Raw genomic sequence first — 24,316 nt, 5'->3', positions numbered from 1 at the left:
ACTAGTATACCCTCTTAAGTTATGTTATATACATGTGCCTGATTTTTTTCAAAATCAACTCAGAGCCATCAATTTCCCAGCATCTGACAAATCATATCCACCAAGCGCCTCAACTTGCTGCCGAAACTCTGGCGACTGTAAAATCTTTATAATTAACGCGGGCCTTTCATCTTCAGGTGCAAAATTCAAAATAAGATCATACCGCTCTTGAGCTACCGGAATAAAATCCAGTCCAAGTGCTTTAGCTGCAGCACGTATACCCATACCAGTATCAGCAGAACCGCCTGCAATTGTGGCTGCTACTGCCATATGAGTGCCAACCTCTTTTTCATAGCCGACTATTTTACTAGACTCTATATTCATTTTTTGCAGCTGATAATCCAGTAACATTCGTGTGCCAGCGCCCCGCTGGCGATTAACGTATTCAATATCTGAGCGTACTAAATCACCCAGTCCCTGAATTCCTTTTGGATTTCCTGCCAAAACCATTAACCCTTGATCTCGCATAGCTAAATGCACCAATCGCCAGGATTCATTATTTTTTAAATAGCGATTTACATAAGAAACATTAAATTCACCAGTTATTTCATCAAGCAGATGTATCCCCGCAATATGCGCCTCATTATTGCGTATCGCCATAATGCCACCCATGCTGCCAACGTTGGCACAGGACAACGAAAGGCCTGCCTGCCTGCCTAAAAATACGCCCAGAATCTCGAGTGCAAGGTCATGACTGCCTATTGACAAAATATTTTTACTAGCCTGTTGTCTGCCAAATAGTTTAACCTCTGTAACAGTTCCCGCAGCCAGACCATCTTTAGTCTCTTTAATAACCACCATCCCCTGAGACTTAGTTAAGGAACTTATTAAGCCAGCTCCGCGTCCTAACGGTGCAGCAACAAATTTTCCCTGAACTTCGCCTAGTGACACCCTAACATATTCTTCTACACCAATATGCGAGTAAACTTGTCTGGACATGGTGGCTGCCACTGTTTTAACCTCCGGTTGAGGCAGTTTCTGCCTCGCATGCAGCACTTTACGAACAAATAGATCAGCTGTCAACATCGCTGATACCGGATATCCAGGAAGCCCGATGACAGGTTTTCCCTGGCAGATGGCCAGTACTACCGGTTTACCTGGTTTAATTGCTACACCATGTACCAATACTTCACCGAGCTCTGAGAGTATATCGGCAGTAAAATCTTCCGTACCAGCTGATGTTCCAGCATTAGTAATGACCATGTCACTGACTTTCAAACTATCAACAATAGCTTTTTTAATCTTTTGGTAATCATCATACACGATCTCATGGCGTGTCGGCTCACCGCCCCAATTGGTTACAGCCGCACACAACATATGAGAATTAACATCTAAAATAGCCCCTGGCTTAAGCTCCTGATGAGTTGCCACCAATTCACTGCCTGTAGGAATAACTGTCACTTTGGGCTTAGCGACAACTGCTACACTATCCAGTCCTGCAGCCAGCAAAGCCGCAATATCCGAAGGAGTAATAACATGATGCTCTGCCAATACCATTTCATTAGCCACAATATCTTCGCCAATAACACGAACATGCTGCCACGGCGCAGCAGCCGCAATAATATCAGCATAGCCATATGATAAATGTACATCCTCAACCATTATGACCGCATTAGTACCAAGTGGCATTAAGTCACCTGTGTCTACAATATAGCAGCCTGCATCAACAAATGGCTCGCCGGCCTTCAGCACCAGCAATTTTTTAGGGGTAGTTTCTCCTGCCCCAAAGGTATCCTGGGCCCTTACCGCAATACCGTCCATTGCCGCCCCATTATAATGTGGCACTGACTGCCTGGCATACACGCACTGAGCCGTTACCCGTCCTAACGCATCACTGATACTAACTTCTTCCACTGGAAAATTGGTGAAATAGTCCACAGCGAGAAGTTTTTCCCACCATAACTTCTCAGCCTGATCCCGGGGCAGGCTATCTAAATATGCTTTAACTTTATACAAAATGCCTCATCCTTACTGTTTTGTAATAAGCTCCACTTGCACCATTTCCTCACTATATAAGCCGCCTTTGTCAGCTGCAATATGTACAATGCCGTCAGCCTCAGACATGGTACTAATTAAACCCGATTTTCCCAAAACCGGCTCAGCCCAATATTCATTAGCCTTCTTAATTAATTGCACTCTAATATAATCATCTCTGCCCGGTACCGAAGCCATACTGCGCAACATCCGGGCTGGTATAGTATAAACATCTTTAATCGTCTGACCAAGAAGTATTTGTATTGCTGGTTTTACTATTTGACTACATACAGTCATCGCAGCCACTGGATGCCCTGGCAAACCAAATACCGGCACTTTTCCAATCATACCAAAAATAGTAGGCTTACCAGGTTTTATTGCCACCCCGTGAAACACTACATCAGACTCGCCCAGCTCTTTAATGACTCTAACAGTATGATCCCGCACCCCAACCGAACTGCCGCCTGATACAACTATCATATTACAACGGTTTACCGCCTGCGATAAGGCTGCTAACAAATACTCATATTGATCTTTTACTATTCCATGACGCTTAACTATACACCCGGCGTCTTCGAGCATTGCTGCCAACGCATAGGAATTAATATCACGAATTTGACCGCTTACCGGAGTACAAGCCACATCCACCACCTCATCACCGGTGGAAATAATTACGACCTCAGGCTTCTGTCGTACTAACACTGCTGCACAACCGCAGGCGGCCAACGCCCCAATATCCTGCGGCAGAATTTTTTGCCCTTGATGCAGCAAGTGGCGTCCTGCACTAATATCTTCACCTTTAACAACTACATTTTCTCCGGGTGCAACTGCCTTTAGAACTAGCAGACTACTACTATCAGGTCGTTCTGCATGTTCCAGCATAACGACAGCATCTGCTCCAATTGGCAACATACCACCTGTAGGTATAGTCACAGCCTGTCCAGGTTTTAACTGAACATCGGTCTGCTGCCCCATAGCCACTTCACCCACAATATCGAATAACGCAGGTACACCTTCACCCGCCCCAAATGTATCCATGCCACGTACTGCAAACCCATCAACAGTTGACCGGCTAAAAGGCGGCAAATCTTCTTTACTAACAACATCTTCCGCCACAATGCGTCCTAAAGCTTCAACCAAAGAGACTTGTTCACTTGCAACTATAAGCCCGTCTAATTTGTTCACTATCAATTGTTCTGCCTCTTTTAAAGCTATACAATTAAAATACTCCATAATTAACGCTCCTTATACTTCCCAAAACAGCCTAACTGGCAATCGTTAATTCTTATCCCAGCTTCTACAGCCACTTTGCCTATGATTACTAGCGGCACACCCTCAGACTCAGCTAACTGATGAGCTTCTTCACAAGTTAGCTTTCCTTGTTTCGCTAACTCAATAATTTTATTTTTAAGCTCTTCATGGTTTGCAATTGATTTCATAATAATCGAAAGCCGTTACAAGAAACTCATCAAAAACTTATAGCTTCGGATAACAAAATTACACTACCTGGGATAAATTTTGTTAATTTCCCCTTCCAGTTTAAGTAAGTTTGCGCTCTTATTTCGGCTTCTCAACTCCTTTATTTTTAGATAAAAACGGCTTACGCGTCTTTGTAACCGTCTCGTTTTTCACTAGCTTTCTTCGCTGCTTTGGTATTGAATAGTTTCTGCTCTCTGGTTATCAGTGGTTGCGACAGCAGTTTCTATACCTACAGATATAAACTGCTGCAAACCATCAAATGTTATACGCTTGTTCCATTATACCACAAAATAACATTGAAACGACCTGTTAACGAAAAATCAAATGTCATATTTTACTATACTCGTACTCACTGAAAATTAAATCAGGTTGGTTTATATCATACTATGATGAATATAAACCAACCCTTTTTACTAACAAATGGTAACTATTTTAATTTTCTTTGATTATATAATTCTACTTAATTAAATAGCAGCTTTGTAGATACCAGTGATTTCTTCAGGAGTAGCTTGTTTAGGATTAGTAAGACCGCAAGCATCTTTAAGCGCATTGGCAGTAAGTGTTGGAATATCGCTTTCTTTGAAGCCTCTAAGATCTTTCAGGCCGGCAGGAATATTGATGTCAGCAGAAAGTTGGCGAATAGCAGCGATACCCTTAGCAGCAGCATCTGCAGCAGATAAGCCGGCAACATCTACGCCCATAGCTTTAGCAATATCGACAAATCTTTCAGGAACAACTTTGGCATTGAAGTCCGAAACAGCCGGGAGCAAGATTGCATTGCAAACACCATGTGGAAGATCATAGAAACCACCAAGTTGGTGAGCCATTGCATGTACATAACCTAAGCTAGCATTATTGAATGCAATACCAGCAAGATATTCAGCATAGGTCATCATTTCTCTAGCTTCAATATCTTTACCGTCTTTAACAGCTCTTCTCAAGAAACCAGAAACTAATTCAATAGCTTTGATAGCTGCGCAGTCAGTAACAGGGGTAGCAATTATGGAAACATAAGCTTCTACTGCATGAGTCAAAGCATCCATACCGGTAGCAGCTGTAAGGGAAGGAGGCATAGCAAGCATTAAATCAGCATCATCAACAGCAATAATAGGAGTTGTATGCCAGTCAACGATAGCCATTTTAACGTGTCTGGTTTCATCGGTAATGATACAGAAACGAGTCATTTGGCTAGCAGTACCGGAAGTGGTATTAACTGCAATCAAAGGCATTTGCGGTTTAGCTGATTTGTTAACGCCTTCATAATCTTCGATCTTACCGCCGTTAGAAGCAACAAGAGCGATACCTTTAGCGCAGTCATGTGGTGAACCGCCGCCGAAGGACATTACAAAATCGCAACCATTGTCTTTGAGTATTTTCAAGCCAGCATTAACGTTACCAACTGTTGGGTTTGGTTGAGCGCCATCAAAAATAGCATAACCTACGCCAACTTTATCAAGAACATCGGTAAGTTTTTTGATAAGTTTGATTTCAACAAGTACTTTATCGCTAACGATTAACGCTTTTTTGAATCCCATAGGTTTAATGTAATCAGCTATATCCTCAAGACACCCAACGCCCATGATAGCTACTGGCGGATTAAAATACCCAAATGATTTTTTTTCCATACTTAACAATTCCCCCTTAATTTTTTATAAATAGGCTCAAACGAAGTTACCCTAAGTTTCGACTCCTTAGTTTTAAATTCAGTTTATCCTAAAGGTAATCGCCTGCCCACTTAGCTATTTGACTTTCCACAATATAGTATCGCAATTGTTATGCCAACTATTCAAAAAATTTAAAATAAAGTGAAATTGGTCTTAAACCCGGCAATTTTTGCCTATCTTGGGGTTGGATTAATCCAATGCGCTATACCAGCTGCTATTCAGCTGCACCATAAGTGTTACCTTGGAGTGTGTAAAACTGTGCAATAAGGTTACACTTTTTACACACTTTAAGGTAACACTTACTTTAGAGCAATTAGCAGCCTCTTGATTCAGCACATAATAAGAGATTGGCCAACATTGCTTTAGCTAATTTTTGATAGCGTGCAATCGCATCTTATTATATAAAGTTTTTCGAGATATCCCTAATTCTTTCGCTACCCGGCTAACATTTCCAGCAAAGGCATCAAGCTTACTAATTATCTTATATTTCTCCGTAAATTCCGCCATCTGCTGTCTCTGTTCCCTGCTAAAAATAGTTTCATCTATTTGTGGTGATGCTAGTACCATGCGTGATTCTGGTGCAAAAAGCATTTCAGGTAAATGACCAACCGTAATAACTCCATTTTCTGCTAAACATGCCGCATGTTCGATTACGTTTTGCAGCTCGCGGACATTACCTGGCCAGTGGTATCCAGTTAAATAAGGAATGACTTCGTCTTCCACAGAAAATTCGCATCCCTGCTCGCGACTTAACTTTTCTAAAAAGTGTTCAAAAAGCGGTTGTATATCCTCACGGCGCTCCCGTAACGGCGGAATAATAATTGATAACACATTTAATCTATAAAAAAGATCAAGTCGAAAGGCCCCTTTTTCAACTTCTTCCAGCAGATTCTTGTGTGTGGCACAAATCAAACGAATAGTAACCGGAATCATCTTATCACTGCCAATACGCGCCACTTTTCTTTCTTGTATCACTCTTAGTAAAGCGGTCTGCTGTTCAAGTGGCATATCACCGATTTCGTCCAGGAAAAGAGTTCCACCTGAAGCTAGTTCGAATTTACCTGGTTTTCCGCCTCGTTTCGCCCCCGTAAAAGCCCCTTCCTCATAGCCAAATAACTCACTGCCAATCAACTCCCGTGGGATTGCCCCGCAATTGACAGCCACAAATGGTCCGTTATGTTTGCAACTTTGATTGTGAATGGCCTGAGCAAATATTTCTTTACCTGTACCACTTTCACCATGTAGCAAAACATTTGATGTCGTGGCCGCAGCCCGTGTTGCAACATGTATAGCTTCGCGTATTTCAACACTTTTGCCAATAATATCGCTGAACTGTAATGTTGCATAGTTGCCGTTACTATGATTTAGATTTACCATATTTTTCACTTGTATACTATGTCTGAGAAAAATAATCCCACCAGTTATCACGTCATGATCATTAATTATAGGCTCCCGGGAAGCTATAAAATGGCCGTCTCCTTTAGTATCTACAATTATTTCGATATTATGATACCGTTTACTGTTAGTTAACAGCGCTCCCGATTTATTGTCAAATAACCGCTTAAGTTCTATCCCGACAACATATTCCTCCGACTTTCCGAGCATAGCTTTGCCGGCAGGGTTTATTTCAACTACTACCTCATTATTATCCACGATAAGCACACCATCAGAAACAGTATTAAAAAACTTGGCCATCCTTTTGCTAAGCAGATCCAATTCACAGTTTTTTTGCCAAATTCCTAACTCTGCAGTAATAGCTTCAGCAATAACTGCTACAATTCCCAATGTATGCAAATGGGACACACTGGACGCGTAGGATATATCCAGAACGCCAATAATCCGGCCATTAGAATCAAAAATTGATGCTGCTGAACAGACAAAAGAATGGTTTTTTTTACAATAATGCTCCGCACCCGATACCTGAAGTGGTTCTCCCAGCTTGAGTACCGTTCCAATGGCATTAGTCCCTACCGCTTCTTCCTGCCAGCTGCTGCCAGGATAAAAACAGCTGGTCATCGGATGCTGCCGCGTATCTTCGTCGCATAACATTTCTAGAATGCACCCATTTTCGTCAGTTAATACAACGATAAAGCCCGCTCCTTTAAAAAATTCATGAAGCTTAGACATAAAGGGTTTTGCTATCTCAATAAGTTTTTCTTTTTCTTTTAAAACTTTATGTAGGTTCAACTCATCCAACCTTTGGAGAATTTTATCATCATACGGATCTACTCCCCCATGATAACACCGTCCCCACGATTCAACAATCTGCTGACGAGCGTTGCACTTATAAGGATTACCTGTTTTTAGAAAATTTTTCCATTCAATATAAGCAGGGTCCATCATGGGCAAAGCAACAATCGTCATACAATCCACTCCTTTCTTATTAATCATTCACTTATGCTATAATTTAACGGCTAGCCGCCACCTACTGGTGGGAACAAGCCAACCCGATCGCCATTACATATTATCTTCTCAAACTCACACCCTATACCATTTATCATAATCAAGTGAATCTCTGTCGGATCAATTGTAATTTTTTTCACTAAATCAAGCGCAGTAATCCCATCAGGTACGTCTACTGTTATTACACCATTCGGACTTGATGGCGTATAACGCCTCAACGTTGCATATAAACGCACTTCCACTACCATACAAATCCCCCCTATACTTATTTTAATAAAAAGCCGGGCCTAAGCCCGGCCTTTTATCGGCTAGAAATTGAAGACTTCGTCGATTTCTTCCGGTGTGAAGTCCCAAACAGCATTATGTGGTGGGCATGGCTCATATTCAAAGAATTCCGGCAGCCGGTCATGCGCGTTCGTAAAACCAGCTGCGGCATTAAAGGCCCGTTCAGCTTTAAGAATTGATTTTCCAAGGGCAGTTACGTCGTCTGCTGTCAATGACAGGCCATAGCGGGCATTGATCATATCGACCAGCGCGTTGAAGCCTTCAGGAATATCCAGGATAGCGAAAGCAATAAAGAGACACATACCAGTACTATCAACAGCAGCTGTGGCAATTTGCAGATTACGGGAAAGTTCTACTTGACCTTCCTTCTTAAGCGGATCTACATAACCGCCGACTTTTAGGATGTTTGTAGCAATACAGTAACCTGATGTATGGTCGGCTCCCATTGGAGTAGTAGCATACGTCAGACCGATACCTTTAATGGCACGCGGATCATAGGCCGGGATAGCCTGATCTTTAACAACAGGAGTACGGAACAGACCGCAAACCTTGCCGACAATGGCTGTACCACCACCAATTATCCGGCCAAGTGGAGTAGGAGTGGCGATTTGCTTGATAGCTTCTAAAGTAGCCTTGCCATCACCCCAAGGCAGCAAGCCACCTTCCATAGCGGTCGCTACAGCAACGGAAACGTCGATAGCATCTACGCCGACATCATCCATGGCGCGATCGATATAAGCGATATCATCCAGATCCTGAATACCAGCGTCAGCGCCAAGAGCCCATACAGTCTCGTACTCAAAACCGCTCGTAACGTATTTGCCGTCCTTGTCCGGATACCACTGTGAACAACGAATGATGCAGCCGGCGTGGCAGCCGTGAGATACTTTGCCGTCCCCGCCACGCTCGGTGATCGTGGCATTCATGGTTTCACCGGAGATTTTGTCATTCCAATCAATGCGGCCTGCAGTAAAGTTCTTCGCAGGCAAACCGCCAGCTTCGTTTAAGATGTTAACCAGCACGTCTGTGCCGTATGCCGGCAATGCCTGACCAGTAACCGGATGAGTAGTCAACGCCTTGGCAAACGCTTTGGCTGCTGCTCTGAATTCCTCTGGCTTCGCAAGGGTAACCCCAGGTGCGCCAGCATCATCAATTACAAGAGCCTTTACTTTTTTTGAACCCAGCACTGCACCCAGACCGCCACGGCCGGCACTACGGATGTTGCCTTCAGGATCTTTAAAGGAAATATTAGCAGTAGGCAGTCGATATTCACCAGCCGGACCTGCCAGCGCGATACCAACTTTAGCACCATATTTGGCACTTAAGACTTTAAGCGCTTCATAGTTGCCACAGCCGCCGAGAATTTCAGCCGGAGCGTCCTCAATAATTACACCATTCATATCAATTTTAAGCACATAAAATTTGTCTTCTTCAGGCATTCCCTCAATAACCAGAGCCTTAATCCCCATTTTGGCCATCTTTTGGGAGAACGTTCCACCTGTGTTGCTTTCCTTGATGGTACCAGTCAGTGGGCTCTTGGCACCTACTGAGAGTCGACCCGACTGGGAAGCACTAGTGCCGCTAAGAAGACCGGGAGCAAAAATCAGCTTGTTGTTTTTCCCCAACGGATGACAGGTAGGTTTAACTTCGTCGTTAACAAAGTTTGAAGTAAGCGCACGACCTGCTAAACCTGCATACTTCTCTGGAGCCTCACCTGTTACAACTTCCTTGGTTGTCATGTTTACACGGATAAACTTATTCATAAAAAACCTCCTACATAATATTTAATTTTAGATATAAAAAAGAGGTGCTAAAAAATTTTAGTACCTCTTCCTTTGCGCATTGGCGGGCATGATAATTGCTTATCATACCTTACGGTTTATCACCTCCCAGTGGGATAATAATAAATCGGAAGCAACTATTAAGTTTTCTCGTCTCTGACTTACATCACATAATATTCACAAAACATTAGTCGCATGTCGGATAGGATAGTGAACTCATTTCAGCATAGCTGAAATAAACAAAGGAAGTCCGTGTTAACGGACTTCCTTTGCGCAATGGCTGGCACGAAAATCCCTTCTCGCACCCACGTTTACTATCACCTAGCTGGCGATAGCAACTCGGAACTCTTTAGTGATATATATTCGCTGTACATTTTTATATTCCTGCAAACCTTTTATAATATTTATAATTTTTTAATAATTACTTATAATTTATATTTGTTTACGGACAAGCAATGATTTGTCTAGCCCAAAGGCAATCAGAACATGACGGACTGTTGGCCCAGCAATCCATTTCGTTACTTTCTGTATAATTACAACCATCCTGAAATTTGCAGTCCGTACAGGAAGGGAAGTGATTTTCATCGACAGTCTTTCTGAAATTGACGTACCCGGAATCCATCCATATATTTTGAAGTTTTTTTTCATTAATATTACCTAAATAATACGGGTACATTTGTTTCTTTCTTCCGTAGATATAACACTGATAGGTATGCATAAAGGCATAACAGGGGCTGACATTGCCTTTATAGTTGATGCACAACGATTTATCCTTCACAAACTTACAGTTACGTTCTGTCCTCAATTTCATATTCGACATATGAGCCCGGATAGAGGTCAACAACGATTCATGACCAAACAGACACCCCGTGTCATCAATATCGTAGACTATTTCATCCTTCATGGATTCGTGATAAGGTAATAAGTTAGACACAATGACCTTGCTGGCATTTAGTTCCCAGGCCATCTTGATCAACTTTGGCAGCCTGGCATAATTCTTTTTCATCGCTACAAATTCTATTCCAAGCTCCGGCTTCTGAACCTTTTGTTCCTGCTTCATCGCTTGCAAATTTTTTACATTATAAAAAACGTCCTGAAAGTCGCCTCCTGGCCGGATTTGGTTATACTCTTCGGCCTCAGGGCTGTCTAAGGAAGTAAATAGAACATCCAATTCTAGATCAATCAATTTTTGAATCGTTTCCTCACATAAATAAGAACCGTTAGTAATCATTTCTACCTTCAGTCCAAGTCCCTTCACTGCTCTTATCATGTCAAAGATCCTTGGATGCATCAACGGCTCACCAAAACCGCCAAAGTGAACCGACTCTAGCTCCGGCAATTCTTTGAGGTTTTCCATTATGGTTTCGAAGGTTTCCACTTCCATGTGCGCCAGCTCATCTTGCCAGGAACTACGAATACAAGTTATACAGGAAAAATTACATTTCGTAGTAACCTCAATATATACTCTTTTTATATCCGTTAGTAGCGGGATTAGCCGATAACCACCTTCTGTTTGAATGAATAGTACCTCTTGTTCCTTTTCCAGAGATACAGGCAACTTCACACGGCCATCTTTAGTAATCCGAACCTTCTCTCCTTCAGCAAAATTGCTACTTCCCTTATATTCGAACGATTTTTTCATGCTTTATCCCCCAATGATCAGTACCTTGCTGCAAAATCATAGAAATTCTCAATTGCTGTCTTTATCAACATCATCCGGACACATAAATACATATTCCTGGAGCTCATGTATAGTCGGGTCTGCGCCGCATAACGGACAGGCATTGTTTTTGTTTATTTTTATGGTACAAAAATCAGTAAACAGTCCATCAAAGAAGATCATTCTGTCACTTAAAATATTTCCCTGACCTAATAAGAATTTTACAGCCTCAGCCGACTGGATAAAGCCCATTATTCCTGGTACCGGCCCAAGCACGCCTGATTCGGCACATGACGGTATACTGTCTGAAGATGGAATTTCAGGAAGTGTACAGCGATAACAGGGGCCTTTTTGAGGTAAAATGGTTCTGAAAGTACCGTCAAATCTGATTACACCTGCATCTATCATCGGTTTTTTTGCAAAAAAGCAGGCATCGTTTAATAAAAACCGGGTTGGAAAATTATCAACTGCATCAATTACAACATCATAGCCTGCAATAATATCAAAAATATTATCCTTACTTAGACTGGTGTTGTAGCGATTTATAGTAAGACCCGGATTCATACTTTTTAAAAATGTGGCGGCAGATTCCACCTTAGGCATTCCAATTCTTGACATAGAATGGAGTATTTGACGATTGAGGTTGCTTATCTCAACAGTATCATAATCGACTAAACCTATTGTTCCAACGCCTGCTAGTGCGAGCGCATACGCGGCAGGAGATCCCAGTCCGCCTGTCCCCACAATTAACACTTTGCGATCGCCTAATGCAGCGTCTAGGCAATCTACCGGCTTCAGAATACATAGCTCATGTAATGTATGTTCAAGTTCATCTTTGCCGGATTTTACAAATTCCATAGTTAGAAGATTGAAGTATAAAAAATCATCTACTGATCCGCCGATACCAAGTAAAAGCTTTATAACTTCCATCGCGCATAGCGCACCTGAAACACAGTTTGAGACTATATGCCCATTGCTAGTGCTATCCTGCAATTCACTTCCCGCTCTTTGCTGGACATCGGCTAGCTTTGATACAAAGAATTGAAAACAATCCCTATTTTTAAAATATTGCAGGCCTCCCTGCCAGCCTCGACAAAGAGCTATTACTGAAGGTACAAAACCAGTATCTACAAGGTCTTGTTTGTCGGTAATAAACTCCGGCCTACCTAAAAAAATCCGGAAATCACTATTGATACCGTCTGATAATCCAATAGTAACATCCTCATTTAAATCGTGTATGTTGTCAAATAGCCTGTCAAGCCCTCTGGCGTCCTCAATATGACAGCCTATATGACCTACACCCGCTGCGGCAAGGTAGTATATAGCAGGGGCAGTGTCGGTTACATTTTCTCCACAGACGAAAACTGACGAACCCAATATTTTTTTCTGGCCCGGACCACTTATTTCAGGTATTAAAATATGCCTTAAATATCTATTTATTTGTTCCCGCTCAAGTATCACCTAATTGCCTCCCCTCTAGTAGTTATTATACACTAAAAACCTTATAAAAAGCCGGGCCTAAGCCCGGCTTTTTTAGTTAACTAGAAATTGTAGACTTCGTCGATTTCTTCCGGCGTGAAGTCCCAAACAACATTATGTGGTGGGCAAGGCTCATATTCAAAGAATTCCGGCAGTCGGTCATGCGCATTCGTAAAACCAGCAGCGGCATTAAAGGCCCGTTCAACTTTAAGAATTGATTTTCCGAGGGCAGTTACGTCGTCTGCTGTCAATGACAGGCCATAGCGGGCATTGATCATATCGACCAGCGCGTTGAAGCCTTCAGGAATATCCAGGATAGCAAAGGCAATAAAGAGACACATACCAGTACTATCAACAGCAGCTGTGGCAATTTGCAGATTACGGGAAAGTTCTACTTGACCTTCCTTCTTAAGCGGATCTACATAACCGCCCACTTTTAGGATGTTTGTAGCAATACAGTAACCTGATGTATGGTCGGCTCCCATTGGAGTAGTGGCATACGTCAGACCGATACCTTTAATGGCACGCGGATCATAGGCCGGGATAGCCTGATCTTTAACAACAGGAGTACGGAACAGACCGCAAACCTTGCCGACAATGGCTGTACCGCCACCAATTATCCGGCCAAGTGGAGTAGGAGTGGCGATTTGCTTGATAGCTTCTAAAGTAGCCTTGCCATCACCCCAAGGCAGCAAGCCACCTTCCATAGCGGTCGCTACAGCAACGGAAACGTCGATAGCATCTACGCCGACATCATCCATGGCGCGATCGATATAAGCGATATCATCCAGATCCTGAATACCAGCGTCAGCGCCAAGAGCCCATACAGTCTCGTACTCAAAACCGCTCGTAACGTATTTGCCGTCCTTGTCCGGATACCACTGTGAACAACGAATGATGCAGCCGGCGTGGCAGCCGTGAGATACTTTGCCGTCCCCGCCACGCTCGGTGATCGTGGCATTCATGGTTTCACCGGAGATTTTGTCATTCCAATCAATGCGGCCTGCAGTAAAGTTCTTCGCAGGCAAACCGCCAGCTTCGTTTAAGATGTTAACCAGCACGTCTGTGCCGTATGCCGGCAATGCCTGACCAGTAACCGGATGAGTAGTCAACGCCTTGGCAAACGCTTTGGCTGCTGCTCTGAATTCCTCTGGCTTCGCAAGGGTAACCCCAGGTGCGCCAGCATCATCAATTACAAGAGCCTTTACTTTTTTTGAACCCAGCACTGCACCCAGACCGCCACGGCCGGCACTACGGATGTTGCCTTCAGGATCTTTAAAGGAAATATTAGCAGTAGGCAGGCGATATTCACCAGCCGGACCTGCCAGCGCGATACCAACTTTGGCACCATATTTGTCACTTAAGACTTTAAGCGCTTCGTAGTTGCCACAGCCGCCGAGGATTTCAGCCGGAGCGTCCTCGATGGTTACACCATTCATATCAATTTTAAGCACATAGAATTTGTCTTCTTCCGGCATTCCCTCGATAACCAGAGCTTTAATCCCCATTTTGGCCATCTTTTGGGAGAACGTTCCACCTGTGTTGCTTTCCTTGATGGTACCAGTCAGTGGGCTCTTGGCACCTACTGAGAGTCGACCCGACTGGGAAGCACTAGTGCCACTAAGAAGACCGGGAGCAAAAATTAGCTTGTTGTTTTTCCCCAGTGGATGGCAGGTAGGTTTAACTTCGTCGTTAACAAAGTTTGAAGTAAGTGCACGACCTGCTAAACCTGCATACTTCTCTGGAGCCTCACCTGTTACAACTTCCTTGGTTGTCATGTTTACACGGATAAACTTATTCATAAAAAACCTCCTACATAATATTTAATTTTAGATATAAAAAAGAGGTGCTAAAAAATTTTAGTACCTCTTCCTTTGCGCATTGGCGGGCACGATAATTGCTTATCATACCTTACGGTTTATCACCTCCCAGTGGGATAATAATAAATCGGAAGCAACTATTAAGTTTTCTTGTCTCTGATATCACAGAATATTCACAAAACATTAGTCGCATGTCGGATAGGATAGTGAACTTATTTCAGCTATGCTGAAATGAACAAAGGAAGTCCGTGTTAACGGACTTCCTTTGCGCAATGGCTGGCACGAAAATCCCTTCTCGCACCCACGTTTACTATCACCTAGCTGGCGATAGCAACTCGGAACTCTTTAGTAAAATATATTCGCTGTATATTTCTATATTCCTGCAACCCTTTTATAATATTTATAATTTTTTTAATTATTATTTTTTTCAGTATACAAGGCAAATTTGGTCCCATGCGTACTACTATCAGGGCATTCCTCTGGCTATGATAATGCTGTTATTAAACTTCTAACATTATTTTGATAATCTCTGTATCAGTAGTTCGCATACCGTTGCAGGCTATCCGGCCTACAGCTGCAATAGTTTCTTCTATATCGTTTTTTAAAATACCATTACCAGCCTGATAATGCCTTCCATTCACAGCTAACACATGAGACATATAGGCAGCCTCCAAGCAAGAAGCTATTTTAGCGGCACAAGAGGGTTTTGCACCGTCGCAGACAATTCCCACCACATTAGCCAAAGTATTGCTAATCGTCAAATTGATCTCTTCTAAACTGCCGCCTGTGAGATAAGTAAACGCCGCTCCGCTAGAGCAAGACGCACTAACTGCTCCACAAAAAGCTGATAAGCGGCCAATCAAAGTTTTCTGATGAATTGTCAGTAAATTCGAAAATACCAGCCCTCTATACAACTTTTCTTCCGATAGGCCATGCTCTCTGGCGAAAACAATAACAGGAATTGACGTTGCGATGCCCTGGTTGCCGCTGCCAGAGTTGGTTATAACCGGCAATGCACAGCCACTCATCCTGGCTTCAGAAGCAGCCGCAGTATAGGCTATAATCTTAGCACGTAATGGCTCATTACGCCCTAGATCTAGTAATGTTTGACCGATATTTATACCGTAATCGCCCGCTAAACCTTCCTCGGCAATTTGGATATTGTAATCAATTTGCTGCGCAATAAGATCACGAACTTTTTCCAAAGGAACAGTGTTAGCAAATTCATAAATGCCCCTTACCGTTAGTACGCTGCGATCGGTAAAATTCCCCAAATACTTTGTAGAGTCAGCATGATTTTGGTAAATTACGCTACCATTTTTTTCTATTTTGCAGATATTGGTATGAGTGTGCTGGATTTCTACTGTCACACAGTCCGACTTTGCCATTAATCGCAATTTCAGGTGCAGATTGATATCTGTTGCTAGCAATCGAACTTCACCAAAATCACTATCCAACAGGTTTTTAACTGAAATAAGATGCTCACTGCTCATTTCGGATAGAACTTCCATTCCCTTATCCGCTTTACCGCCAACCAGTCCTGCCAACATACTGGCTCGTATTCCCGTCAATCCTTCGGTATTAGGAACAGCAACACTTTTGACATTTTTTACAATATTACCACTACATTCCAGCAATGCTTTTTCGGGAAAAACACCCAATATATCTCTGGCTTTAGCTACCGCATAAGCAATAGCAATAGGTTCTGTGCACCCTAATGCAGGCACCAGTTCTTCCTTCAATATTTCAATATAACTGTTGAATAATTTATTTTCCATTGCGTGTTCGTCTACCTTCACTCATTATTTATGCATACTTGCTTCTACTGCACCTTACCTTGAAAATCTTTACTTTTTGGTGACAACCATTTCACAATAATCTGAGCCATCAGCAATGGTACAATTAAATTTAAGTTTTAAAGGATATGAACTTACCAATCCATAATCACCCTCGGAAGCTATTTCACACAAAAGCTTAACCTCTTGAGGAGTACAGCCAAGTTCCCTCCAGGCATCACACAAAGCACATTTATGGAACCTGTACATGCCTTTATCATCCTCAACCTTTATTTCTTCCATAGCAAACGCCAAACGAGTATTTTTTGCTGCTAACCAGTCAAAAAACTCCCGGGGTGTTTTAAGTATACCGGTTTTAGCACCTTTTAACTGGCCATACTTAAAAATAGCTTTTTTCCCAGCTTCATCCGCATCTACACTCAGCTTTTTTGCTTCCTTTAATAGTAAGTAAAACCAGGTAGCCCGATCTTTAATACACCCTCTTATTGCCTCAGTTAATTCTTGATTATCACAACAGTTTGACATTATAAATCCCCCTTAGAATGAATTTTATATTATTAACTTCTTTCCATCGTTAATGTAACTTACAAACTACTACTCACCCAAATATGCCTTACGCACGACGTCACTTTCCAAAAGCGCTTGCGCTGCATCATCAAGTATAATTTTTCCTGTTTCCATCACATAACCGCGATGAGCAATCATTAGCGCCATACGGGCGTTTTGTTCGATCAATAGCACAGTAGTTCCCTGGGAACTAATCTCCTTTATCAATTCAAAGATAGTATCAATTAGTAGTGGCGCTAGACCCAACGAAGGTTCATCCAGGAGCAGCATTTCCGGCTGAGACATAAGAGCCCGGCCAATAGCCAGCATCTGCTGCTCGCCACCGGAAAGTGTTCCCGACTGCTGTTGCCGACGATCAAAAAGTTTGGGAAATAAACTATATACGCGCGCAAAATTATTCTTAACCTCAGCGCTGCTTGTACGGGAATATGCTCCCATTTCCAAATTCTCCAGTACTGACATAAAAGGAAATACCTGCCGCCCCTCAGGAACCAGGGCAAGTCCCAGCGGCACCAGCTTATTGGCACTCAGTCCGGTAATATCATTACCACGGAAGAAAACCGTGCCTGATGTCGGCTTTAACAAGCCGGCAATGCTTTTTAAAGCAGTGGTTTTTCCTGCACCATTACTGCCGATTAAAGTAACTATTTCACCCTTTTTTACTTCCAGATCAATACTCTTAAGGGCGTGAATATGACCATAATGCGAATTTAATCCCGTTACCCTGAGCATTGTGCAGCCCCCTTACCAAGGTATGCCTCAATAACACAATCGTTATTTTGCACCTCATGCGGCAACCCTTCGGCAATTTTTACACCGTAATCGAGCACCACAATCTTCTGACAAATATTCATAACTAATTTCATATCATGTTCGATAAGTAAAATAGTCAGCCCCTTGGCATTCAGCTTGCCGATAAAGCCAGTTAATTCCTTAGTTTCCTGTGGATTCATACCAGCAGCCGGCTCATCGAGCAGCAACATCTCTGGCTCACTTGCCAGTGCCCGGGCAATTTCCAGCTTTCGTTGCAACCCATAACTAAGATTAGTAGCCAGCTCATCCTTGCGGTCTAACAACCCCACATCAGCCAACAACTCCAGTGTCTTATCCCTTATTTCGCGCTCTTCCTGTCTGGTTTTTCGATTATAACTTAGCGCTCCCCACACGCCGGCAGTTCCCCGGCAATGCCGCCCTATGCGCACATTGTCATACACACTCATCTGATTAAATAGCCTGATATTCTGAAATGTTCTGGTTAACCCGGCTTGAGTTATCTTAAACGGTGGCCTGTTGGTGATAGCCTGACCGTTAAAAACAACCTGGCCTGATGTAACAGAATAAAGACCTGTAAGCAAATTAAAAACCGTAGTTTTTCCGGCGCCATTTGGCCCAATTAGTCCTGTAACTGTCCCTTTTTCAATAGTAAGAGATAAACCGTCAACCGCTGTCAAGCCACCAAATTTTTTACTAACCGCATCAACCGCCAACAACGCCATGTTCACCACCACCTTGTTTCGTTGCTTTAGACTTTTTTTTGCTGGTGTCATTATTTTTGCCTAAAAGCCCCTGTGGTCTTATCAGCACAACCGCCATCATCAGCAGACCATAAACAATCATGCGATATTCAGCCATGTCCCGCAGTAGCTCTGGTAATAACGTCAACAGCACTGCCCCGATAATCGCCCCGGGAATACTGCCCATCCCGCCTAGTACCACCATTGCCAAAATAACAATGGATTCACTAAAAGAAAATGTATGCGGATCAATAAAAGTAGTATAGTGAGCATAGAAACTTCCGGCAATTCCGGCAAAAAAGGCACCAATAGCAAAAGCAATAACTTTGTACCGGACAGTATCAATTCCCATACTTTTAGCTGCCAACTCATCCTCACGGATAGCTACCAACGCACGGCCTAGCCGGGAGTCAATAATCCGTACCATCGCCCCGATGCTTGCAACTACTAACACAACCATGAAATAATAGTAAAAATACTTATTATCAAGAGAAACACCAAACAAGCTGGGTGCTGGTATACCCGGTAGTCCCATAGCTCCGCGAGTCAAACTAGTCCAGTTCATCAAAATCAAGCGAATAATCTCGCCAAATCCCAGAGTAGTAATTGCTAAATAGATATCGCGCAAACGCATGGTAGGAATACCTAACACAACACCAAACAATGCGGCAACAATACCACCCATCGGTAAACCCAGCCAAAAACTCCAGTTTAGCTTCAATGCCAACAACGCTGAAGTATATGCCCCAATTCCATAAAAAGCAGCCCACCCCAGGCAAAATTGTCCGGCATAACCTGTTACCAAATTCAGCCCCAGACTTAGGATAATATAGCCCCCGGCCACCACTGCAATGCGGATAACATAATCATTAGTAATAACTAGCGGCAAAATTAAAACTGCTGCCAAAATAAATCCATAGATCACCTTGCGATTCACAGTAAAACCAGTTAACAACCTCACCACCTACACTTTCCCCTGAAATCCCCGGCCAAAAATTCCCGACGGTTTAATCAGCAATACCAAAATCAGAATAGCAAAGGCAATTAAGTCCCGGTAACCAGAAGAAATGTAGGCCGCCCCTAAATTTTCAGCAATTCCAAGAATAAGGCCGCCGAGCATGGCGCCAGGGACGCTCGTCAGCCCGCCTAACACAGTCGCGGTAAACGCTTTCAAACCAGCCATAAAACCCATCGTCGGGAAAAATGCGTTATAGTATATCCCCACCAGTACACCTGCAGCGCCGCCCAACCCTGAACCCAACGCGAACGTAGCTGAAATAATCCGGTTGATATTTACCCCCATCAATGCGGCCGCTTCTTTGTTTTGTGCCGTAGCTCGGATCGCCTTACCCATTTTTGAACGGTACAGGATAAACTGCAGTGCCGCCATTAAAGCTACCGCAACACCAAAGATAATCACTTGCGACCCAGATATCTGCGCTCCGGCAAATGGAATAACCATGCTATCAATAACATCGGGTATAGATTTGGTATCACTGCCCCATATCAGCATAGCTACATTTTGCAAAACGACAGATAATCCTAACGTGCATACCATCGGAGCTACATCTGGCGCTTTTCTAAGTGTCCGAAAAGCAACCGCCTCAATAATAACTCCAATAACCGCCGAGCCGATAATTGCGATAATCAGGGCTGAGAAAATATCCAGGTGAAACGCCGTTATGAGAAAAAATCCGAAAAATGCCCCCAGCATATATACCTCACCATGCGCAAAATGCACCAGTCCCAAAACCCCAAAAATCAGCGCAAAACCTATTCCGATTAATGAATAAATACTTCCTTGCGCTAATCCATTAATAACTTGTTGCAGTAGCATGAAATATCTACCTCCTTTTCGGGGTTAGCGCGGCATTGATTTAGACATCTACCGCGCCTAATCATTTAAAGTTTGTAGGGGATGTATTTACCGTCTTTAACCATCAGCTTAAACAGGCCTTTATCCACATCGCGGTTTTCATCAAAAGAAGTACTACCTGTAACACCAGGATAGTTTTTTATTGCCGTCAATTTATCACGCAGCGAACTACGGTCCTTAGCCCCATTTTTAAGTGCCTCGATAATCAGGCCGGCGGCATCATAAGCCTGTGCCGCAAACATGGTTGGTGCTTTGCCATATTGTGCTTGGTATTTGCTAACAAAATCCTGCACTTCCGGGCGTTGATCCGCCGGATAAAAGGAGCAAGTGAGATACAATCCTTCAACTGCACTGCCGCCCAGCTTAAGCAATTCCTCGGAAAACAGCGAGCTGGTTCCAATAAGCGGTACATTCATGTTTTGTTTGCGCATCTGCTGTGCTAATAAGGCCGCATCGGTGTACATCATGCCCAGATAAACAATGTCTGGTTGTTGTTCCTTTACCTTAGTAATAATAGCGTTAAAATCCTTACCTTGCTCCGGCAGGAACGACTCAACAGCAACAACATTGCCACCAAGATTTTCCACAGCCTTCTGATAGTTTTCCTGCGCAACAATGCCCCAGTCATTTTTAATATAAACAATAGCTACCCGCTTTTTATTTAAGTTATTAACTGTATAGTCGGCAACAATTGGTCCCTCTTTTGCCTGTGTGGCAATGTTACGAAAAATATAATTACCCTGTTTCGTAAAATCCGGGTGCGACGAAGTAGGTGATAATTGCACTAAACCACCCTTTTGATAAATAGGTGCACCGGCTAAGGCTGAGGTAGTGGTAAAATCTCCAATAACAGCCATAACACTAGCATCAGATACAAACTTTTGGGCAATATTTGCTGCTTCTTTAGGATCATTCTTACTGTCACTGACTACCAGTTTAAGCTTCTTCCCATTAATGCCGCCGTCGTTATTGACCTTGTCAATAGCTAGTCCTACAGCATTTTTGAATGAGTTGCCGTATTCGGCATAATCACCGCTCATTGGCGCGGTTAACCCCAAAACAATTTCATCACTCTGCCCCTTTGTTGATGTGCCACAACCTGATCCCACCAAAGCAAACAGTAACATTGTAACTAAGGCAACCAATTTTCTAATCATTTTTTATCCCTCCAATAATAAATACTAACCCCAAAATCCGACTTGAAATTCCCTCCTTTTCCAATAACAATCCACGAAATTAGGATACTGCTTTGTGAATGCGAATAGCAGCGATAGACGGGTAGGTAACCTCAGACTGCTTCACTGATAGCTTTAGAGATTAACAGAAAAAGGCTAAGGTTTCCCAAGAGAGAAATCTTAGCCTCATTGCTAATAGTAACCAAAGCAACCATATGAAATTCACTTGCTTATAATTGTTCTTAAGTACTTTATGTGTTATATTATACACAGGTGCGTTATATTGTGCAACCTTTTTGTGCGTTATATTGCATAAAATACTTTATATTGTATTGTGAGGTAATATAGTGAACGATTTAACTGTAGTAATCGGCAATAATCTTGCTCAGCTTCGCCGCCAACAAAAATTAAGCCTTGACAAACTGGCTGAGCGCTCTGGTGTCAGTAAAGCAATGCTGGGGCAAATCGAACGAGCAGAATCAAATCCAACTGTCAACACTTTATGGAAGATAGCTTCCGGACTCCGCGTACCTTTCAACAGACTTATGGCTACCAATAAACCTCCAGCTGAATTGGTTCGCCTCAATGAAATTGAATCCATCAGTGACGCTGATGGGATGACCATATTTCCACAGTTTTCCTTTAATCAGGAAAATCACTTTGAAATATTCCTCATCACGTTAGCCGCGCAGTGTTCACATTCTTCCGACCCTCATGACGTAAATTCCGAAGAATATGTATTACTCCTTGATGGACGCCTGGAAGTTGAAGTCGGAGATCAAAATTATCAATTAACCACTGGCGATGCCATCCATTTTCAAAGTGATCAGCCACACGCTTACCGCAATCTTACAGATAAACTGGTACGTTTTCAAAATATTATCTATCACCACTAATACACTTTATGCTTGGTTTTTATACTCTAAGATGTGATACAACACTACGTAACTCTTCCGCCATTTTAGCCAACTCCTGGCTGGACGATGCAATCTCTTCCATCGAAGCCAGTTGCTCTTCGGTAGCGGCAGACACTGTCTGCGTATGCATTGATGCCTCTTTACTAATTATATTGATCTCTTTGACCGACCCCACTATATGCTGACTACTAGCAGCCATTTGCTCAATTGCCGCTGAAATATCATTCACCTGATCTGATACGCGCCCAATCAGGCTCACAATTTCATTAAAAGTTCTGCCAGCCTCATTGACCACTTCGGTACCTGTCTTAACTTCCTGCGTTCCCTCATTCATCGCATTTACCGCCTTATCGGTATCCTCCCTAATTTGACCGATAAGCCCGGCTATTTGTTTCGCCGCGTCTTGTGATTGTTCAGCTAGTTTTCGCACTTCTTCAGCCACAACTGCAAAACCACGTCCCTGTTCTCCCGCCCGAGCTGCTTCAATAGCTGCATTCAGCGCCAAGAGATTCGTTTGCCCGGCTATACCAGAAATTGTATCAACAATCGTTCCTATTTCTTGAGAGCGGTCACCTAGTTTGCTTACTAACTGTGCCGAATCATCAACCGTTTTTTCAATTTCTGCCATCTGGCTTGTTGCCTTCTGTATTGCCTTACCGCCTTCCTGAGCCGCTGTAGATGCCTGTTGAGCCGTAGCAGCGACATTACCAGCATTAGCAGCAACTTCTTGTATACCAGCAGATAATTGTTCCACAACATTGGTGGTTTCATTTACTGCTTTTAGTTGATTTGTTGCCCCTGTTGCTACCTCGGTAATAGCCTCTGCCACCTGGTTAGCTGCCTGAGCCGCCTGTTCAGAACTAGCGGTTAGCTGTTCAGAAGAAGCCGCTAATTGCTCGGAAGAATGAGAAACCTGACCAATAACACCCCGCATCGCTTTAAGCATGTTATCCATAGCATGCGCCATAATACCTATTTCGTCTTTCTTAGTAAGAAATACTTCTGGAACAGTAAAGCTGTAGTCACCTTTAGCTAATCTGGTAAGGTCATCCGTTACCGCCCGTAATGCGCCAACAACTGAACGGCTTATAACAAGTCCGATGCCGATACCTGCCAGCAAAGCAATTACGCTAATTATACCAACCATAGTACGTGTATAATCACCGGTTGCCTTCGATTGCGCAAAAGCATTTTCAATCTGTTTTTCTCTAAACACTACATATTCTTCCACTTTACCATTTAGCGCCTTGGCAACAGGAGTCGCCTGATCCCGCAGTAGTATGATCGCTTCCTGGTCTTTACCTGCTTTTTTCAAAGCTACAATTTTTTCGATATACTGATCATACTCATTGTCCAGGGTTTTCAATTCCTGGGCAAATTTTCGGCCTTGTTCTGTTATTGCTTTTTTATCTAACTCATCCTCAATCTGCCCAGCTTCATCACTATACTTTTTATATTCCTCAATATAGCTGTCTTGTCCTGTTATCAAATAAGCGCGAAGGGTCGCTACCTGATTAACGCTAAGCTTAGCAACCTTGGTTGTCTTCATCATCAAAGGAACTGCATTTTCACTGATTTCTTTCGTTGTCGCATTCATTTGCCCAATCATATAGAAACTGATTCCAGAAACTAATAGGGTAAACATTACTACAAGTAAAAATCCGCCAACCACTTTTGTTTTTAATGTCATGTTCATAATTTAATAGCCCCTCCTTAGATAAGTGTCACAATATGTATAATTTTATATAAAAATCTCAAATTCCTGCTTTTCTAACTTATTTTTAAGAATTTTCCCTATTTTCGGTGAAATAATGAATTACGGCAACTACAAATCCAAGAACAAACAAAATATCGAATCCACAAACCTGCATACACTAGGTTTTATGC

Annotated in this window: 19 protein-coding genes; 1 reads left to right on the top strand and 18 read right to left on the bottom strand. The window is 42.8% G+C overall.

Annotated features, from left to right (window positions below):
* Nucleotides 1–54: 54 nt before the first annotated feature.
* The 17 genes from AC1ECB_RS02685 to AC1ECB_RS02605 form a co-directional block, all read right to left on the bottom strand.
* A complete protein-coding gene (locus tag AC1ECB_RS02685) occupies nucleotides 55–1,995 on the bottom strand; it encodes a molybdopterin biosynthesis protein (RefSeq protein ID WP_485667342.1) in 1,941 nt (646 codons plus the stop codon).
* A gap of 12 nt (nucleotides 1,996–2,007) precedes the next feature.
* Complete coding sequence (locus AC1ECB_RS02680) at nucleotides 2,008–3,246, bottom strand: molybdopterin molybdotransferase MoeA (RefSeq protein WP_485667341.1); 1,239 nt, start codon at nucleotides 3,244–3,246, stop codon at nucleotides 2,008–2,010.
* Between the two features lie 2 nt (nucleotides 3,247–3,248).
* Nucleotides 3,249–3,452, bottom strand: coding sequence for a hypothetical protein (locus tag AC1ECB_RS02675; protein ID WP_485667340.1), 204 nt, complete (start codon nucleotides 3,450–3,452; stop codon nucleotides 3,249–3,251).
* 504 nt (nucleotides 3,453–3,956) lie between these two features.
* The gene (locus AC1ECB_RS02670; RefSeq protein WP_485667339.1) at nucleotides 3,957–5,117 is read right to left on the bottom strand and encodes an iron-containing alcohol dehydrogenase; all 1,161 of its coding nucleotides are present in this window, start codon (nucleotides 5,115–5,117) and stop codon (nucleotides 3,957–3,959) included.
* Nucleotides 5,118–5,522: 405 nt separating this feature from the next.
* Complete coding sequence (locus AC1ECB_RS02665) at nucleotides 5,523–7,520, bottom strand: sigma-54-dependent Fis family transcriptional regulator (protein WP_485667338.1); 1,998 nt, start codon at nucleotides 7,518–7,520, stop codon at nucleotides 5,523–5,525.
* Nucleotides 7,521–7,570: 50 nt separating this feature from the next.
* Complete coding sequence (locus AC1ECB_RS02660) at nucleotides 7,571–7,807, bottom strand: MoaD/ThiS family protein (protein WP_485667337.1); 237 nt, start codon at nucleotides 7,805–7,807, stop codon at nucleotides 7,571–7,573.
* A gap of 60 nt (nucleotides 7,808–7,867) precedes the next feature.
* Nucleotides 7,868–9,607, bottom strand: coding sequence for an aldehyde ferredoxin oxidoreductase C-terminal domain-containing protein (locus AC1ECB_RS02655; protein ID WP_485667336.1), 1,740 nt, complete (start codon nucleotides 9,605–9,607; stop codon nucleotides 7,868–7,870).
* Between the two features lie 460 nt (nucleotides 9,608–10,067).
* The gene (locus AC1ECB_RS02650; protein WP_485667335.1) at nucleotides 10,068–11,267 is read right to left on the bottom strand and encodes a tungsten cofactor oxidoreductase radical SAM maturase; all 1,200 of its coding nucleotides are present in this window, start codon (nucleotides 11,265–11,267) and stop codon (nucleotides 10,068–10,070) included.
* A gap of 48 nt (nucleotides 11,268–11,315) precedes the next feature.
* The gene (locus tag AC1ECB_RS02645) at nucleotides 11,316–12,746 is read right to left on the bottom strand and encodes a ThiF family adenylyltransferase (protein ID WP_485667334.1); all 1,431 of its coding nucleotides are present in this window, start codon (nucleotides 12,744–12,746) and stop codon (nucleotides 11,316–11,318) included.
* An 80-nt stretch (nucleotides 12,747–12,826) separates the two neighbouring features.
* Nucleotides 12,827–14,566 (bottom strand): aldehyde ferredoxin oxidoreductase C-terminal domain-containing protein, encoded by a 1,740-nt coding sequence (locus AC1ECB_RS02640; protein ID WP_485667333.1) that lies wholly within the window; start codon nucleotides 14,564–14,566, stop codon nucleotides 12,827–12,829.
* A gap of 518 nt (nucleotides 14,567–15,084) precedes the next feature.
* A complete protein-coding gene (locus AC1ECB_RS02635) occupies nucleotides 15,085–16,362 on the bottom strand; it encodes an L-cysteine desulfidase family protein (RefSeq protein ID WP_485667332.1) in 1,278 nt (425 codons plus the stop codon).
* A 69-nt stretch (nucleotides 16,363–16,431) separates the two neighbouring features.
* Nucleotides 16,432–16,905 carry an L-2-amino-thiazoline-4-carboxylic acid hydrolase gene (locus AC1ECB_RS02630; protein WP_485667331.1) on the bottom strand — a complete coding sequence of 158 codons (474 nt, stop codon included), beginning with the start codon at nucleotides 16,903–16,905 and terminating at the stop codon, nucleotides 16,432–16,434.
* 69 nt (nucleotides 16,906–16,974) lie between these two features.
* A complete protein-coding gene (locus tag AC1ECB_RS02625) occupies nucleotides 16,975–17,679 on the bottom strand; it encodes an ABC transporter ATP-binding protein (RefSeq protein ID WP_485667330.1) in 705 nt (234 codons plus the stop codon).
* Nucleotides 17,667–18,443 (bottom strand): ABC transporter ATP-binding protein, encoded by a 777-nt coding sequence (locus AC1ECB_RS02620; RefSeq protein WP_485667329.1) that lies wholly within the window; start codon nucleotides 18,441–18,443, stop codon nucleotides 17,667–17,669. Before AC1ECB_RS02620 ends, AC1ECB_RS02625 begins: the two co-directional genes overlap by 13 nt.
* Nucleotides 18,424–19,425 (bottom strand): branched-chain amino acid ABC transporter permease, encoded by a 1,002-nt coding sequence (locus AC1ECB_RS02615; RefSeq protein WP_485667328.1) that lies wholly within the window; start codon nucleotides 19,423–19,425, stop codon nucleotides 18,424–18,426. Before AC1ECB_RS02615 ends, AC1ECB_RS02620 begins: the two co-directional genes overlap by 20 nt.
* Complete coding sequence (locus AC1ECB_RS02610) at nucleotides 19,426–20,298, bottom strand: branched-chain amino acid ABC transporter permease (RefSeq protein ID WP_485667327.1); 873 nt, start codon at nucleotides 20,296–20,298, stop codon at nucleotides 19,426–19,428.
* Nucleotides 20,299–20,363: 65 nt separating this feature from the next.
* Nucleotides 20,364–21,494, bottom strand: a complete 1,131-nt coding sequence (locus AC1ECB_RS02605; protein ID WP_485667326.1) for an ABC transporter substrate-binding protein — start codon at nucleotides 21,492–21,494, stop codon at nucleotides 20,364–20,366.
* A gap of 365 nt (nucleotides 21,495–21,859) precedes the next feature.
* On the opposite strand from AC1ECB_RS02605, the gene AC1ECB_RS02600 reads away from it, so the two are divergent.
* Nucleotides 21,860–22,408, top strand: a complete 549-nt coding sequence (locus AC1ECB_RS02600) for a helix-turn-helix domain-containing protein (protein WP_485667325.1) — start codon at nucleotides 21,860–21,862, stop codon at nucleotides 22,406–22,408.
* A 19-nt stretch (nucleotides 22,409–22,427) separates the two neighbouring features.
* Here the strand turns inward: AC1ECB_RS02600 and AC1ECB_RS02595 are convergent, their stop codons facing one another.
* Nucleotides 22,428–24,125, bottom strand: a complete 1,698-nt coding sequence (locus AC1ECB_RS02595) for a methyl-accepting chemotaxis protein (RefSeq protein ID WP_485667324.1) — start codon at nucleotides 24,123–24,125, stop codon at nucleotides 22,428–22,430.
* Nucleotides 24,126–24,316 lie beyond the last annotated feature (191 nt).

The sequence above is a fragment of the Sporomusa sp. 246TCP1 genome, from assembly GCF_057319775.1.
This window is presented reverse-complemented; position numbering and strand designations above follow the sequence as displayed.

Excerpts from the sequence above, each read along its gene's own strand:
- AC1ECB_RS02625 (WP_485667330.1), bottom strand. The coding sequence starts at position 17,679 with ATGCTCAGGGTAACGGGATTAAATTCGCATTATGGTCATATTCACGCC.
- AC1ECB_RS02675 (WP_485667340.1), bottom strand. The coding sequence starts at position 3,452 with ATGAAATCAATTGCAAACCATGAAGAGCTTAAAAATAAAATTATTGAG.
- AC1ECB_RS02680 (WP_485667341.1), bottom strand. The coding sequence starts at position 3,246 with ATGGAGTATTTTAATTGTATAGCTTTAAAAGAGGCAGAACAATTGATA.
- AC1ECB_RS02595 (WP_485667324.1), bottom strand. The coding sequence starts at position 24,125 with ATGAACATGACATTAAAAACAAAAGTGGTTGGCGGATTTTTACTTGTA.
- AC1ECB_RS02665 (WP_485667338.1), bottom strand. The coding sequence starts at position 7,520 with ATGACGATTGTTGCTTTGCCCATGATGGACCCTGCTTATATTGAATGG.
- AC1ECB_RS02605 (WP_485667326.1), bottom strand. The coding sequence starts at position 21,494 with ATGATTAGAAAATTGGTTGCCTTAGTTACAATGTTACTGTTTGCTTTG.
- AC1ECB_RS02655 (WP_485667336.1), bottom strand. The coding sequence starts at position 9,607 with ATGAATAAGTTTATCCGTGTAAACATGACAACCAAGGAAGTTGTAACA.
- AC1ECB_RS02620 (WP_485667329.1), bottom strand. The coding sequence starts at position 18,443 with ATGGCGTTGTTGGCGGTTGATGCGGTTAGTAAAAAATTTGGTGGCTTG.
- AC1ECB_RS02635 (WP_485667332.1), bottom strand. The coding sequence starts at position 16,362 with ATGGAAAATAAATTATTCAACAGTTATATTGAAATATTGAAGGAAGAA.
- AC1ECB_RS02610 (WP_485667327.1), bottom strand. The coding sequence starts at position 20,298 with ATGCTACTGCAACAAGTTATTAATGGATTAGCGCAAGGAAGTATTTAT.
- AC1ECB_RS02640 (WP_485667333.1), bottom strand. The coding sequence starts at position 14,566 with ATGAATAAGTTTATCCGTGTAAACATGACAACCAAGGAAGTTGTAACA.
- AC1ECB_RS02630 (WP_485667331.1), bottom strand. The coding sequence starts at position 16,905 with ATGTCAAACTGTTGTGATAATCAAGAATTAACTGAGGCAATAAGAGGG.
- AC1ECB_RS02660 (WP_485667337.1), bottom strand. The coding sequence starts at position 7,807 with ATGGTAGTGGAAGTGCGTTTATATGCAACGTTGAGGCGTTATACGCCA.
- AC1ECB_RS02650 (WP_485667335.1), bottom strand. The coding sequence starts at position 11,267 with ATGAAAAAATCGTTCGAATATAAGGGAAGTAGCAATTTTGCTGAAGGA.
- AC1ECB_RS02670 (WP_485667339.1), bottom strand. The coding sequence starts at position 5,117 with ATGGAAAAAAAATCATTTGGGTATTTTAATCCGCCAGTAGCTATCATG.